This is a genomic window from Romboutsia sp. CE17 (assembly GCF_012317385.1).
Classification (GTDB): Bacteria; Bacillota; Clostridia; order Peptostreptococcales; family Peptostreptococcaceae; genus Romboutsia_E.
Genome location: NZ_CP051144.1, coordinates 1,629,487 through 1,645,018, shown reverse-complemented (window position 1 = coordinate 1,645,018; position 15,532 = coordinate 1,629,487). Strand labels below are relative to the sequence as shown.

General features: G+C 27.4%; 17 protein-coding genes and 1 other annotated feature. Of the genes, 15 read left to right on the top strand and 2 right to left on the bottom strand.

Annotated features, from left to right (window positions below; all coding sequences use genetic code 11):
• The first annotated feature begins 1 nt into the window (after position 1).
• The 15 genes from pabB to HF520_RS07845 all read left to right on the top strand — a co-directional run bounded on the left by pabB (position 2) and on the right by HF520_RS07845 (position 13,681).
• Positions 2 to 1,351, top strand: coding sequence for an aminodeoxychorismate synthase component I (gene pabB, locus HF520_RS07915; protein WP_168573506.1), 1,350 nt, complete (start codon positions 2 to 4; stop codon positions 1,349 to 1,351).
• Positions 1,341 to 2,078 (top strand): aminotransferase class IV, encoded by a 738-nt coding sequence (locus HF520_RS07910; RefSeq protein WP_168573505.1) that lies wholly within the window; start codon positions 1,341 to 1,343, stop codon positions 2,076 to 2,078. The genes pabB and HF520_RS07910 overlap by 11 nt, the downstream gene beginning before the upstream one ends.
• 27 nt (positions 2,079 to 2,105) lie before the next feature.
• On the top strand, positions 2,106 to 2,807 hold the full coding sequence (locus HF520_RS07905; protein WP_168573504.1) for a hypothetical protein: 702 nt from the start codon (positions 2,106 to 2,108) through the stop codon (positions 2,805 to 2,807).
• A 17-nt stretch (positions 2,808 to 2,824) separates the two neighbouring features.
• Positions 2,825 to 3,397, top strand: coding sequence for a GTP cyclohydrolase I FolE (gene folE, locus HF520_RS07900; RefSeq protein WP_168573503.1), 573 nt, complete (start codon positions 2,825 to 2,827; stop codon positions 3,395 to 3,397).
• Positions 3,398 to 3,408: 11 nt separating this feature from the next.
• Positions 3,409 to 4,200 carry a dihydropteroate synthase gene (folP, locus tag HF520_RS07895; protein WP_168573502.1) on the top strand — a complete coding sequence of 264 codons (792 nt, stop codon included), beginning with the start codon at positions 3,409 to 3,411 and terminating at the stop codon, positions 4,198 to 4,200.
• A gap of 10 nt (positions 4,201 to 4,210) precedes the next feature.
• On the top strand, positions 4,211 to 4,576 hold the full coding sequence (gene folB / locus HF520_RS07890) for a dihydroneopterin aldolase (protein ID WP_168573501.1): 366 nt from the start codon (positions 4,211 to 4,213) through the stop codon (positions 4,574 to 4,576).
• Entirely contained in the window at positions 4,569 to 5,075 is a 507-nt protein-coding gene (gene folK / locus HF520_RS07885; RefSeq protein ID WP_168573500.1) for a 2-amino-4-hydroxy-6-hydroxymethyldihydropteridine diphosphokinase, read from the top strand. The genes folB and folK overlap by 8 nt, the downstream gene beginning before the upstream one ends.
• The gene (gene aroF, locus HF520_RS07880) at positions 5,056 to 5,847 is read left to right on the top strand and encodes a 3-deoxy-7-phosphoheptulonate synthase (RefSeq protein WP_168573499.1); all 792 of its coding nucleotides are present in this window, start codon (positions 5,056 to 5,058) and stop codon (positions 5,845 to 5,847) included. Before folK ends, aroF begins: the two co-directional genes overlap by 20 nt.
• Positions 5,848 to 6,057: 210 nt before the next feature.
• Positions 6,058 to 6,564: a CarD family transcriptional regulator gene (locus tag HF520_RS07875; RefSeq protein ID WP_168573498.1), complete on the top strand. Its 507-nt coding sequence runs from the start codon at positions 6,058 to 6,060 to the stop codon at positions 6,562 to 6,564.
• Positions 6,565 to 6,944: 380 nt separating this feature from the next.
• The gene (gene dnaG, locus HF520_RS07870; protein WP_168573497.1) at positions 6,945 to 8,753 is read left to right on the top strand and encodes a DNA primase; all 1,809 of its coding nucleotides are present in this window, start codon (positions 6,945 to 6,947) and stop codon (positions 8,751 to 8,753) included.
• Positions 8,754 to 8,768: 15 nt separating this feature from the next.
• Positions 8,769 to 9,923, top strand: a complete 1,155-nt coding sequence (rpoD, locus tag HF520_RS07865) for an RNA polymerase sigma factor RpoD (protein WP_168573496.1) — start codon at positions 8,769 to 8,771, stop codon at positions 9,921 to 9,923.
• A 163-nt stretch (positions 9,924 to 10,086) separates the two neighbouring features.
• Complete coding sequence (locus HF520_RS07860; RefSeq protein ID WP_168573495.1) at positions 10,087 to 10,773, top strand: tRNA (adenine(22)-N(1))-methyltransferase; 687 nt, start codon at positions 10,087 to 10,089, stop codon at positions 10,771 to 10,773.
• 30 nt (positions 10,774 to 10,803) lie between these two features.
• Positions 10,804 to 11,901: a Nif3-like dinuclear metal center hexameric protein gene (locus HF520_RS07855; RefSeq protein ID WP_168573494.1), complete on the top strand. Its 1,098-nt coding sequence runs from the start codon at positions 10,804 to 10,806 to the stop codon at positions 11,899 to 11,901.
• Positions 11,902 to 12,004: 103 nt separating this feature from the next.
• Positions 12,005 to 12,265 (top strand) — a binding site (T-box leader).
• 139 nt (positions 12,266 to 12,404) lie between these two features.
• Positions 12,405 to 12,971 (top strand): tryptophan transporter, encoded by a 567-nt coding sequence (locus HF520_RS07850; RefSeq protein ID WP_168573493.1) that lies wholly within the window; start codon positions 12,405 to 12,407, stop codon positions 12,969 to 12,971.
• 218 nt (positions 12,972 to 13,189) lie between these two features.
• A complete protein-coding gene (locus HF520_RS07845) occupies positions 13,190 to 13,681 on the top strand; it encodes a hypothetical protein (RefSeq protein WP_168573492.1) in 492 nt (163 codons plus the stop codon).
• A gap of 134 nt (positions 13,682 to 13,815) precedes the next feature.
• Here the strand turns inward: HF520_RS07845 and HF520_RS07840 are convergent, their stop codons facing one another.
• Complete coding sequence (locus tag HF520_RS07840) at positions 13,816 to 14,283, bottom strand: hypothetical protein (RefSeq protein ID WP_168572169.1); 468 nt, start codon at positions 14,281 to 14,283, stop codon at positions 13,816 to 13,818.
• A 130-nt stretch (positions 14,284 to 14,413) separates the two neighbouring features.
• Entirely contained in the window at positions 14,414 to 15,460 is a 1,047-nt protein-coding gene (locus HF520_RS07835; RefSeq protein ID WP_168572168.1) for an IS1595 family transposase, read from the bottom strand.
• Between the last annotated feature and the right edge of the window lie 72 nt (positions 15,461 to 15,532).

The window sequence follows — 15,532 nt, the reverse complement described above, 5'->3', positions numbered from 1 at the left end:
GATGATAAAGGAAATAAATACAAGGCTAAATGCCTTTGAGATATTTACAATATTTAGAGATGAAAAAGATAGCTTCGTTTTAGATAGTGCTATGGATAAAGAAAAGTTAGGAAGATACTCTTTTATAAGCAGTAATCCATTTAAGACTTTAAAATATAAAAATTCATCAGAGAATCCACTAGATAGTCTTAGGGAAGAACTAAATAAATATAAAACTGTAAATAATACGCATTTACCATTTGTAGGTGGTGCTGTTGGATATTTATCATATGACATAGGAAATTACATAGAAAAACTTCCTAGAACAGCTATAGATGATATGAATGTATATGACTTATATTTTGGATTATATGATCATGCAATAGTTATAGATCACTTGGAAGAAAAAACATATATAGCAACTCCAGATCTAGATATAGAAAAAGAAAAGCTTATAATGGAAAGATTAGAACTTAAAATTTTAGAAGCTGATAAAAATGGAGTAGATTCTATTTGTTACGAAGAAAAAGAAGTTGAACCTATAAAATTAAAATCTAACTTCACAAAAAATGAATTTGAAAAATCAGTACAAAGAGTTAAAGATTATATAAGATCAGGAGACATATATCAAGCTAATTTAACTCAAAGATTTAGTGGTAAGACGACTTTATCAAGCTATGAACTTTATAGAGATTTAAGAAGAATTAGCCCAGCTCCGTTTGGAGCATACTTAAACTTTGATGATTTTAATATTTTATCTAATTCACCAGAAAGGTTTATAAAGTGTATAGATAGAAAAATAGAGACGAGACCTATAAAAGGAACTAGACCTAGAGGAAGAACTGAAGAAGAGGATTTAAGGCTTCAAGAAGAATTAATAAATAGTGAAAAAGACAGAGCGGAACTATTAATGATAGTAGACTTAGAAAGAAATGATATAGGTAGAATATCAAAAATAGGAAGTGTAAAAGTACCAGAGTTATTTGTAATAGAGCCATATGCTAATGTTAACCATTTAGTTTCAACAGTAGTAGGAACTCTTAAAGACGGAAAGGATGCAGTAGATGTTATAAAGGCTACTTTTCCAGGTGGTTCAATAACTGGAGCTCCTAAAATAAGATCTATGGAAATTATTGATGAGTTAGAACCGACCCAAAGGAATGTTTATACAGGATCAATTGGTTATATAGGATTTAATGGAGATATGGATTTGAATATAGCTATAAGAACTATTGTCAAAAAGGAGGATGAGGTATACTTCCAGGTAGGTGGTGGCATGACTTGGGGGTCTAATCCTAAAGATGAATACCAAGAAACATTAGATAAAGCTAAATCTATAATGAGAGCATTAAGAGGTTATTATGAAGAATAATGTTAGCTTTGAAAGTGATTTAAGTAAATTCGGAATAGGTCTATTTGAAACTATAAAAATAAATAATGACCCAGAATATTTAGATTTACATATGGATAGAATGTTTAACTCTATAGAGGAGCTAGGTATTGATATTAACTACCCTAAAGAGTTTTTAAAAAAAGAAATATTTGATTATATAAAATCAAAAGATATAAATAACAAGGCACTTAGAGTAACTGTATTTGATGAAGGCTACAACATTTCTACTAGAGATGTACCATATAGTAAAGAAACTTATGAAAAAGGATTTAAATTAGTAATATCTCCAATAAAAAGAGGAAATAGTATAATCTATAGACACAAAACTACAAATTACTATGAAAATATTTATACTAAAAAATATGCTAATAAAAATGGATTTGATGACGGATTATTTTTAGATTGCAATGATGTAATATTAGAATGTTCTATGAGCAATATTTTTTTTATAAAAGGAGATTGTGTTTATACTCCAAGTAAAGAACTTCCAATACTAAACGGCATAATGAAAAAAAGGATTTTTAATATTTGCAAAGAATTAAAAATAGAAATAATAGAGAAAAATATAAAAATAGAAGATATTAATGAATATGATTTTGCATTTGTTACAAATAGTATTATAAAAGCTATGAAAGTAACAAAAATTGGCACTAAAGTCTATAGTTCATCGAATGAAATATTTGATAAAATAGTAGTTTGTATATAATTAAATTGCAGTTAGTGGAGAAATGATATGACAAGTAAAATTTATGAGATTTGCAAGATAGAAATAGAAAAACTAAAGCAAAATTCAAACACTATAGCTGTATTTTTAGTTGGGTCAGCTAAGAATATAGACTTAAAAGTAGCTGATAAAAATATAAACGATATTGATATTTTTGTATTTGTAAATGTAGGGGAAAATCAAGTAAGAGAAATAAAAAAAATAGATGGAATAGAGTTTGACATTAATTATTTTTCTAGAAGAGTATTTAAGCATCTTATAGATAATAAGGAATACTTTTTCCTAAAAGAAATGAAAGAAGCTAAAATAATCTTTGATAGAAATAATACTGCATCAGGTATAATACAATTATGTGGAAGAAAATATCTAGAGGGGCCAAATAAGGTTTCGGATGAAGAAAAATTTTTTATGAAGTCAGAAATTGAATCTAATATAAATAGATTAAAAAATAAAGAAAAATTTGATTTATTTGAATATGAGTTTTTGGTAAATTTATATTTAAAAGAACTTATTGTTGGGTATTTTACTATAAATAATAAATGGATACCGAAGGATAAAAGATTATTTAAAGAATTAAAAATTGAATCTCCACAACTTTATAAATTAGTAAATGAAATCAAAGATGGTGATAAATACGAAAAATTGTTAGAGATTTATAACTACATTTATAAAGATGTAGTTATGAAAAATTATATAAAAATAACTTACTAGTCAAGGGGGTTAAACCAATGAGCAAAGTAGATAAAAAGAAAATAGAAAATGCAATAAGAGATATATTAGAGGCGATTGGAGAAGATCCACAGAGAGAGGGTCTTATTGATACTCCTAGTAGAGTTGCTAGAATGTATGAGGAAATATATTCAGGTATTCATCAAGACCCAAGAGAACACTTAAAGGTTCTATTTCAAGATGAAAAACATGAAGAAATGGTTATAGTTAAGGACATATCATTTTATTCATGTTGTGAGCATCACTTAGTTCCTTTCTTTGGAAAGGCTCATATAGCATATATCCCAAAGGGAGGTAGATTAACTGGTTTATCAAAGCTTGCTAGGGTAGTGGAAACTTTTGCTAAAAGACCCCAATTACAAGAGAGAATAACTAAAGGTATAGCAGATATAATAATGGAAGAATTACAACCATATGGAGTTATGGTAGTTGTAGAAGCAGAACATATGTGTATGACTATGAGAGGCGTTAAAAAGCCTGGTTCTAAGACAATTACATCAGCAGTTAGAGGTGCATTTGAAACTGATCCGTCTACAAGAGCTGAAGCAATGAGTTTAATAAATATAAGATAGGAGAAACTTATATGTTTGAGTATGGAAAAAGAACTTATATAATGGGAATATTAAATGTTACTCCAGATAGTTTTTCTGATGGAGGAAATTTTAACAATATAGATGCAGCTATAAAGCATGCTAAAGAAATGATAGAAGATGGTGTTGACATAATAGATATTGGTGGAGAGTCAACTAGGCCAGGACATAAGTATGTAGAAGCGGATGAAGAAATACAAAGAGTAACTCCTGTAATAAAGGAGCTTAAAAAAGAAATTAATGTGCCAATATCAATAGACACATATAAATCTAAGGTTGCTGAAGAAGCCTTAAAATTAGGTGTTGAAATGATAAATGATGTGTGGGGGTTAAAACGAGATAAGGATATGGCTAAAGTAGTTGCTAAATATGATGCTCATGTTTGTATAATGCACAATCAAGATGGAACAGATTATAATGAAGATATAATGGAAAGTATTAAAAAATCTCTTAATGAAAGTATATCAATTGCATTAAAAGCTGGAGTTAAAAAGAATAAAATAGTTTTAGATCCAGGTATAGGTTTTGGAAAAACTTTTGAACAAAACCTAGAAGTATTAAAAAGGCTGGATGAACTAAACGACTTAGGATATCCTATATTATTAGGAACATCTAGAAAATCTGTAATAGGAAATGTTCTTAATGTAGAACCAAAGGAAAGGCTAGAAGGAACTATAGCTACAACTGTTTTAGGTGTAAGAGATGGTGTAGATATAGTAAGAGTTCATGATGTTAAAGAAAATTTAAAGGCAGCAAAAATGGCCGATGCAATATATAGAAGGTAGGTTCTAAAATATGGATAAGATACTATTAAGTAATTTAGGATTTTATGGATATCATGGAGTCCTAAAAGAAGAAAGTGTATTAGGACAAAAGTTTTTTATAGATATGGAACTTTTACTTGATACTAAAGAAGCAGGTATTAATGATGATATGAATAAGTCTGTTAGTTATGCAGAGGTTTATGATATAGTAAAGGAAATTGCAGAAAAAAGAAGGTTTAATCTTATAGAAGCTTTGGCAGAAACAATAGCCAAAGAAACGTTAGAGAAATTTAAACTTATAAATGAAGTAATGGTTAGAGTTAAAAAACCTGAGGCTCCTGTAAATGGAATTTATGACTACTTTGGAGTTGAAATAAGGAGAAGTAGAAATGAATAAAAGTTACTTAGGTCTTGGTACTAACATGGGAGATAGGATGAATTATCTAGCACAAGCATGTGAACTTATAAATAATCATGAAAATATATGTATAGTTAAGAAATCCAAGATTTATGAAACAAAAGCTTGGGGGTATACAGAGCAAGCAGATTTTTTAAATATATGTCTTGAAATTGAGACAGACTTAGATGAGTATGAATTATTAAGTGTGTGTCAAGAAGTAGAACAAAAGCTAAATAGAAAAAGAATTATAAGATGGGGTCCAAGAACTATTGATGTAGATATATTATTCTTTAATGATAAAATATCTAATGATGAAAAGTTGTTACTTCCTCATCCAAGAATTCAAGATAGAGCATTTGTCTTAATACCTCTTATGGAATTAAATAGCAAGCTTTTGATTAATAATAAAACTATAGATATACATTTAAACTCTCTAACTATAGACCAACGAGAAGAAGTAAAGGAGTTTACAGGTGATGGAAGAAATACTATTTAATAAAGACATAAAAATAGAAATCAACTCATACAATAAAAAAATAGTAGTAAAAGATGATAAATTAATAATGGCAGGGCCTTGTGCAATAGAAAGTTATGAACAACTTTTAGAAACTGCTAAATTTGTAAAATCACAAGGAGCAAATATTTTAAGAGGTGGAGCTTTTAAGCCTAGAACATCACCAAATTCATTTAAAGGATTAAAAGAGGAAGGCTTAGAAATATTGAAAGCTGTTAAAAAAGAAACTGGACTTGCTGTTATAACTGAGCTTATGGATATAAGAGATCTAGAAAGATTGTATGAAGTAAGTGATATAATCCAAATAGGATCTAGAAATATGCAAAATTTTACTCTTTTAACAGAAGTAGGAAAACAAGATAAACCTGTAATGTTAAAAAGGGGAATAGCATCAACTATAAGTGAATGGATTGGTGCAGCTGAATATATAGCTGTAGAAGGTAACCATAAGATAATAATGTGTGAAAGAGGTATAAGAACATATAATGACTATACAAGAAATACATTAGATTTATCAGCAGTGCCTATTATTCAAAAAGAGACTAATTTGCCAGTAATAGTAGATCCAAGTCATGGAACTGGCGTTAGATATTTAGTAAAGCCTATGTCTCTAGCAGCTCTAGCTTGTGGGGCAGATGGTCTAATGATAGAAGTTCATCCAAATCCAAGTGAAGCTTTATCTGATGGGATGCAATCACTTCACTTTGATGAATTCGAAGATTTAATGGAAAATGTAAAAGCATTCATAATATAAATTATAAATAAATATAAAAAAGAGGTTATATAGCCTCTTTTTTATATTTAGAGAATTATACTAAATAATTTATTAGAAATGTTTTTATAAATTTCACATATAAAAACACCTTGTATAATATTTGATTTTATAATTACAGGAAGAAGTGAAAATATGTTAACATAGTATTATACGTTGTTATCTTAATAAAAATGAAAGGTGTTGTTTTAGATGTATGAAATAGGAGAATTAATTATATATGGTAATACAGGAGTATGTAAAGTAGAAGAAATAGGTCCTTTAAATATGTCTGGTATAAAAAATAGTAAAATTTACTACACTCTCAAACCTATTTATCAAGATGGAAAAATATTTACTCCCATAGATACAAATGTATTTATGAGATCTATTGTTTCCTATGAAGAAGTACACAATTTAATAAACCTTATCCCTTCAATAAATGAAACTTTAATTGGTAATAAAAACTTAAGAGAAATAGAAGAGTATTACAAAACTTTTTTAGAAACTCATAATTGTTTGGATATAATAACTTTAGTTAAATTATTAGATGAGAAAAAAGAAAATAGTTTAGCTGATAAGAAAAAGCCTTCGCAAATAGATGAAAAGTTTAGGAGCATAGCAGAAAACTTAATTAATGAAGAGTTTTCAATTGTATTGGGCATCCAAAGAGAAGAAGTTGCAGATTATATAGCTAAAAATATAGATAACAGAATATAAAGTTAAAACTAAAAATATTGATAGTGTAGTTGAATTTTAAATTGAAATTTAACTACACTATCAATATTTTATTGCAAATCTTTAGAAATTAAAAAAAATCAGTTTAAATCTAAATAAATAAGGTAAAATTAATATCACACAATAATTTATAGATATAAAATGAAATTGTAAAATTATATTGATTTTCAAATTATAAATAATTTTCGAACAATTAATTGAATATTAGCAAATCAGAAGAACAAAAAATATAATAAAAATTTCTTCATAGTAAGAAGGAATTTAACAAAAAAAGTCGAAATCTGTACAAGAGTATTTGACAAATTTGCAATATAATGTAAAATAGAAATGTTAACAAAAAAATTGCACCAGAAGGTGATAGTATGATTGATATAAAAGATGTAGTTGAAGAAATTAAGAATAGATGTGATATTGCTAGCGTAATATCAGAATATATGCCTATAAGACAATCTGGAGGCAATTATAAGGGTTTATGTCCCTTTCACGGGGAAAAGACTCCGTCCTTTCATATAAGCTCCTCTAAACAAATCTATAAATGTTTTGGATGTGGTGAAGGTGGAGATGTTATAAACTTTGTAATGAAAATGGAAAATTTAGATTTTCTTGATGCTGTAAAATTATTAGCTAATAAATGTGGCATAGAAATAAATACCAATATGAACGAAGAAGATAAGCTAAAAATGGAAAAAATAAAAAAGTATCAAGATATTCACCTTGAAGCAGCTAGGTTTTATTTTACTAATCTGTCAAAGGGAAAAAATCCAGGTTATGATTATTTAAGAAAAAGAGGCCTAGATGACAAAACTATAAAAAAATTTGGTTTAGGTTATTCACAGAAATCATGGAATGATCTTATAGACTATTTACTATCTAAAGGCTATGATAAAGAAGATTTAGTAGAATGTGGTTTAGTAAATCATAAGCAAGAAAGTAATAAATATTATGATAGATTTAGAAATAGGGTCATGTTTCCCATATTTGATTATAGAGGCAATGTAATAGGTTTTGGAGGAAGAGTTTTAGATGACTCTTTACCAAAATATTTGAATTCACCAGACTCTATAATATTTAACAAAAGATTTAATCTTTATGGGCTTAATTTCTCAAGAAAGAACATAATAAATAGAACTATTGTTTTAGTAGAAGGTTATATGGATTTAATATCACTATTTCAGTATGGAGTAAGAAATGTTGTAGCTACACTTGGGACAGCTCTAACGGAACAACAGGGAAACTTAATTAAAAGATATGCAGATACTGCAATTATTTCTTATGACTCTGATGAAGCAGGTATAAAAGCGGCCTTAAGAGCAATAGAAATACTTTCTAAAATAGGTCTAAATATAAAGGTTCTTAATTTAAGGGATGCCAAAGATCCTGATGAATTTGTAAGAAAATATGGACTAGAAGAGTATAAAAAAGCTATTGATGAAGCTACTCACTATATAAAATTTAAAATAGATCATCTTAAAAAAAGTTTTAATTTAGATAAAGATGAAGAAAGAGTGAAGTTTGGAAAAGAAGCCTCAAAAATTATTAAAGAGCTTAAAAGTCCAGTTGAAGTTGATTATTATACAAATTATATTGCTAAACAAATAAATATTAGCACTGAATCTATAAAAAAGGAAGTTTATGGAAAAGATTATAACAAAGTATATAACAACAAATATAAAAAATTTGAAAAAAAGTCAGAAAGAGCAATAGAAAAGCCTAAAATAATAGAAAAAGGTAAAGAATTAGTAGAAGAAACTCTTATCAAATTAATGCTAGAAAGTAAAAAAATTAGAGAAATTACATTATTAAAGCTTGACAAGACAGATTTTTTATTAAATGAAAGTAAAGAAATTTTAAATTACATCATTAAAAATAGAGATTTGGATAAAATAACTATTGACAAAATTAAAAGTTTAAACATATCCGAAGAATATTTGAAAGATTTAGAAAAAATATCATTAGATGGCATAGATATGAATGATATAAAAAGCATTGATGAAATATTAAAGAATCTTAAAAAAAATAATCTTCAAGAACAGATGAATAAGTTGCTTATAGAGCAAAAGAATATAGAACAACAAAAAACAAATAATGATGACTTGAAAGAGGTAGATGTGAAAGTTATGGAAATTGCTTTAAAAATAGTTGAAATAAGAAAGATGCTACAAAGCTTATAGAAGGGAGGTAAGAGCGTGACTGATAATAAAAAAACATCAAAAAAATTTGCTGCTAAAACATTAATAGAAAAAGGCAAGAAGCAAGGCGCACTTACTCTTGCAGAGATAATGGAAGCTTTCTCAGAAACTGAGTTAGACAAAGATCAAGTAGAAAACTTATATGAGACTTTAGGAAATTTAGGTATAGAAGTAATAGAAAATAAATCAGAAAAAATTGATATAGATTTTACTGTAGCCGATGATTTAGGTGTTTTAGATAATATAGATGAAAATCCAGATGATATAAAAGATGAAGAAACTATTGAGTTAGAATCAATAGATTTATCTTTACCAAAAGGTATAAGTATAGATGACCCAGTTAGAATGTATTTAAAAGAAATAGGAAAAATACCTCTATTAAAGCCACATGAAGAAGTTGAGTTAGCAAAGAGAATGCTTGAAGGAGACGAAATAGCAAAGCAAAGATTAGTCGAAGCAAACTTAAGGTTAGTTGTAAGTATAGCTAAAAGATATGTAGGAAGAGGCATGTTATTCTTAGATCTTATACAAGAGGGTAACTTAGGTTTAATAAAAGCTGTTGAAAAGTTTGACTATGAAAAAGGATTTAAGTTCTCAACTTATGCAACATGGTGGATAAGACAAGCTATCACTCGTGCTATAGCAGATCAAGCAAGAACTATAAGAATACCAGTTCATATGGTAGAAACAATTAATAAATTAATAAGAGTATCTAGACAATTACTTCAAGAACTAGGTAGAGATCCAAAACCAGAAGAAATTGCAAAAGAAATGGAAATGACAGAAGAAAAAGTAAGAGAAATTATGAAGATTGCTCAAGATCCTGTTTCTCTTGAAACTCCAATAGGAGAAGAGGAAGATTCACACTTAGGAGATTTTATACCAGATGATGATGCTCCAGCACCAGCAGAAGCTGCTGCATATTCTTTATTAAAAGAACAAATAGAAGAAGTACTTGGTTCGTTAAATGAAAGAGAACAAAAAGTATTAAAACTTAGATTTGGACTTGAGGATGGTAGAGCTAGAACTCTTGAAGAAGTTGGTAAAGAATTTGATGTAACTAGAGAAAGAATAAGACAGATAGAAGCTAAGGCTTTACGTAAATTAAGACATCCAAGCAGATCTAAAAAGCTTAGAGACTACTTAGACTAGAATTATAATATATAATAAAAATTCGCCTTAAATTTATAAGGCGAATTTTTATATGTAAATCTAGTTAAAATAATTATAGTATTCACTACAATGGATATTGTCTTGATAGAATATATCTAATAACATTATTTGAGTTTTGGAAATTTATGAGAGGATGATAAAAATGAAATTAACAGATAGATTACTAAAAATAGCATCACTAGTTAGTAAAGGAAAAAAAATTGCAGATATAGGAACAGATCATGGGTATATACCTGTGTACTTATTAAATAAAGGAACTATACCATTTGCAATACTTGCAGATGTTAATAAAGGTCCACTTGAAAATGCTCGTAAAGAGGTTAAGTATAATAACTTAATAGATAAAACTGACTTAAGATTAGGTTCGGGAATAGGAGTTCTTAAAAAAGATGAAGTAGATGAGATTATAATAGCTGGTATGGGAGGAATATTGATTAGTGAATTATTAGAAGCTAATAAAGAAGTGGCTCACTCTGTTGATAAATTAATACTTCAACCTATGCAGGCTCAAGAAGAGTTAAGAAAGTATCTATTAGGTAATGGATATGAAATAGTAAATGAGGTACTTGTAAAAGAAGATTTTAGAATTTATGAAATAATAGAGACTAAGTATACAGGAAAAAATACAATACTAGAAGACGAAATTTATTTTGAAGTAAGCAAAAAATTAATAGAAAATAATGACCCTTTACTTAAAGAGTTTATAGATAAAAAAATATATAAATATAATTCAATAATTAAAAAGTTAGAAGGAAAAAATGGCGAAGCAGTAGAAGCTAAGAGAAATGATACAAAAGCTATTATAGAAAAGTTAAATAAATTAATATAATAATATAAAATTTAAAGGGGTGATAATAAAATGAAGTTGAAAAGCCTTATAAAAAAAATAGAATCTAAATATCCTACAAGCTTAGCTTATGATTGGGATAATGTAGGTTTAATCGTAGGAGATACTGAAGAAGAAATAAATAAGGTATTGGTTTGCCTTGAAGCTAATGAAGATATTATAAAAGAGGCCATAGATAAAAATATTGATTTAATAATAACTCATCATCCATTTATATTTGGAAAGATGAGAAAAATTACAACTAGTGATTTTAAAGGAAAGCTAATACATAAACTTATTAAAAATAATATAGCAATTTATTCTATGCATACTAATTTTGATATAGCTTTTGATGGACTAAACGATTACTTTATGGAAGTAATGGGATTTGAAAACTCTAAGGTATTAGATGTGACAAATACAGAGACTTTATATAAAGTTGTAGTATTTGTACCTAAAACTCATGAAATGGTTCTTAGAGAAGCTCTAGGAAGATCTGGTGCAGGTCATATAGGCAATTATAGTGACTGCACTTTTAATATAGATGGAAAAGGAACTTTTAAACCTTTAGAAGGTACTAATCCGTTTATAGGTGAGCTTAATAAGGTTGAAGAAGTTGATGAAGTAAGAATAGAGACTATAGTACCACAAAGAATTTTAGGCGGAGTTATTTCAGCTATGATAAAGGCACACCCTTATGAAGAAGTAGCTTATGACTTATACAAGTTAGAAAATAAAGGAAGTGTTGTAGGTCTTGGAAGAGTAGCAGCTTTAAATGAGAGTATGACTCTTAAAGAGCTTTCTATGATGATTAAAGAAAAACTAAGTATGCAGACTTTAAGAGTAGTTGGAAACTTAGATAAAAAGATCAAGAAAGTTGCTGTAGTAACTGGTTCTGGTAGTGATTTAGCTAAAAAAGCTCAAAGGACTGGTGCTGATGTTTTAATAACTGGAGATGTTAAATATCATGATGCACAAGATGCAGTAGATGCAGGGATGTGTTTAATAGATTGTAATCACTTTGAGAGTGAAGATATATTTAAGGACGTTATGAAGAGGTTCTTAGATGAAGTTGAAGAAATTGAAGTTATTAAAAGCGAAATTAATATAAATCCATTTTCTATTTTATAAGTTACAAGATTTTATAATAATTTATTTTTTAGAAAAATTTTAAAATTATATTGACAATTTTAAATATTTGCATATTATTAATATTAGATAAAAAATTAAGAATATTAATCCTAAGAAAAGGGATAGTAACTAAATTTAGGTTCAATATAGAGAGTTGGGGATGGTGAAATCTCAACAAGAAGGAATTTAGTGAATGGGCCTTTGAGGAGTAAATTGAAATCATATTTTTATGAGAGTAGACTTTACCGGTAGTCGCACGATATAGCGAACAGGGTATGATAGTACCTGAGAATGAGTGATGTATAATTATGTATTTATGTTATACATAAATTAGGTGGCAACGCGGATAAACTCCGTCCTATTGATTTAGGGCGGAGTTTTTTTATTTTGGAAATCAAAGGTGGTGATAAGTATGATGTGAAGAGAAAGCTCAGAAAAAAATGATTTTGATGACTGGAAAGAGTTAATTAAAAAATATATTAAAATTATTGGAGGATTTGATTATGAGAACAAATACAAAAAAATTAACTTTAAATGCATTACTTTTAGCAGTTGGATTACTTTTACACCAACTTACACCAGCAATAGGATTACCAATACAACCAGATATGTCATTAATAATGTTATTTACAATAATGATAATAAATAAAGGTGATTATAAAATATCTTTAATATGTGCAGTAGTAACAGGCATATTTAATGCCTTAACAACAAAATTTCCAGGGGGTCAACTTCCGAATATTATAGATAAGGTAGTTACAGTTAATTTAGTATATATATTAATGTATATAAGTTATAAATTACCATTTATAAATAAATTAAATGAAAAATCACAAGATTTTATTATTTCGATATTTATTTTATCAATAGGAACTCTAATAAGCGGAACAATATTTTTATTATCAGCATTGGTTTTAGTTGGTCTCCCAGGGACTTTCACAGCCTTATTTTTAGTAGCTGTAGTTCCTGCAATAATTATCAATTTAATTTGTGGTTTATATTTAATAAAAATTGTAAATATGTCTGTAAATAGATTAGGATATAAAGATTTAAATAGATTTAATAAATAAATTCAGCTCCCCATACTTTAATTTAAAAGTAAATGAATAGTAGATTAGATTATAGTGAATATATCTAGAATATTCTATAATCACAGAATAACATAATAGTGTAAGAAATAATTATGGATTATTTTGACGAAAAATATTTATAAAATGAAATTGAACTTTTATGTAGAAAACTATACATTTATATATTACTATTAAAGTATCGGGGGGATTATAAATTTATGAGTGAATGTGCAAAAACGATAATTAAAGTATACTCTTTTATTTTAATTATTACTTACATACTGTTGGGAAATTTAGATTTTGAATATATGTGTAGTATAGTTCTTATACTAAATAGTACAATAGGAATATGTGGATTTTTAGTAAACAAATCTTATTTTGACATAAACAAAGACAATATGTATAAATATATATCATTTATATTTGCTTTCACAGGAATAATAAATTTGGTAAATGCACTTTCTAGACTATCTTTTAGTAATAATCTTGAATATATAAGTATATCTAGACACATTTCAGCAACTGCTATAGGATTAGAAGTAATTTTATTTATATGGATATTAAATTATAAAAAAGAGCTAAATATGAAGAATCTAGTTAATATAGCAATTATTTTTACTATAGCATCATTGTTTATAATTTGTAAGACATCATTAATTCCTGAAATTTATACATCAAAAGGATTAGATATTTTTGTGTTTTTAATATAGGCTATGTTAGCCCTCTTCGTGATAAATATTGCATAAAAAGAACCACACCTTAGACTTTTCAATACATTGAATTCTAAGATGTGGTTGCTTCTATAACTTACTATAAATTATTCGTAATAGATTAAAATTGTAAATTATCCTTTAAACATAAACTCATACTGGTTATTATTTTTATTCATTAAAACATTTAAAGTTCCTTCTATTTTGTCATGAAAATCATTTATTGAAGTAATACTTTCTATATATATGTATTCATTAGCACTAGAGTTTGAATTTATATTGCATGAAAGGTGTGCATCTCTTTCTTTATCGCTAAAAAATAGTTTATCTAAATTTACAGAAATCAATTCATCAGATTTATTTTCTATGATTAGTTCAATCATACCAGCATTGTCCTTATAATGAAGATTTACAGCACTTATTTTTAAATCTTCATTATCAACTAAAACTGGATTTTCATAAAAATCAATTACATTCTCATTCTGTGCTTCTACTTTGGTTGATTCATCTACATCTGATTTATTAGAATCAATATTTTCCAAACCTACTATTAATGATAATATACACGCACAAATACATGATATTAAAATATACTTTCTCATAAAATATCTCCTATTTTTATTTTCTAATTCACACTTTATAACAATTGCGAACTTGATTATATTATACAAAATATTCAATTATTTTCCAATTACAAAATGGTTTCATTAATTTGAAGTAAAGTTCCTTATTTTAGGTTAACTCAATGAATCTATTTCTAATAGTTTCTCTAGTTACATATGTATCCTTAGTAGCTACATTCACTAGCATATCTTTAATTCGGTCACCCTTTTTATTCTTCTTACTTAGTTGGAGAAATTTAAACCAAGCCAAATAATTGTTGATATATTTTGTGGATACACCATTAAAAGGCATTAACCATCTCTTAAAACTACTGTGAAGAGCATTTATATGCTGTAAATGATAAACACTATCTATCATTGATTTTCCTCTAGGAACTTGCTTTAATTCTATGTTCAACTTGTCCTTTATTCCTATATATGATTTATGTGAATCTACGCAAAAAGTAGTCTCTTCACATATTTTATTGTCAAAGAAGTTAACTATTTGATTTGTTGTAATTCTACCGTTACAAACAGCACTCATAAGGATATTTCCTTTTCTATCAATTGCTGTCTCTATACAAATCTGCTCTTTTGATATTCCTCTTTTCTTCTTATCATTTTTACCTTTACCTCTTTTTCTAGGGTTTCTAGGCATTACAAATGTAGTACTTTTAGAATGATTGCCTTTAAAAGACTCTTTAATAAAGCATTCATCTACTTCAACTATACCTTCAACCTTATCATTTTTTAATGATAGATTGATTACATCAAGTATCCTATGACGCATGTAAAAAGACGTTTTAACACCTACTCCGACTTCTTCAGCACATTTTCTTATAGAAAGTCCTAATATCATTAATTCACAGTATTTTAACCATTTATCTAAGCCTAATTTTGTATTAGAGAATGGAGACATAGTAAACTCATCAAAACTTGTGCGACAACGTTTACAAATATATCTTTGTCTTCCGTTAGATTTCCCATTTTTATTTACATCTTTACATTGACATTTTGGACATTCGTATCCCTTGGAAAATCTACTTTCTTTAACATTATCTCTAATTTCAGAAGAATTAAATAAAGTACTTAATACTTCTTGTGCTACTGAAATTAACTCTGTAAGTTCATTCTTTTTTAAATCTTTTATCATAGCTTTTATATCTATTTTTGACATAATATTAGGTATCCTTCCTGTAAATTAGTTGAAATATAGTTTATATCTATATTATAGCCTATGTTATATATA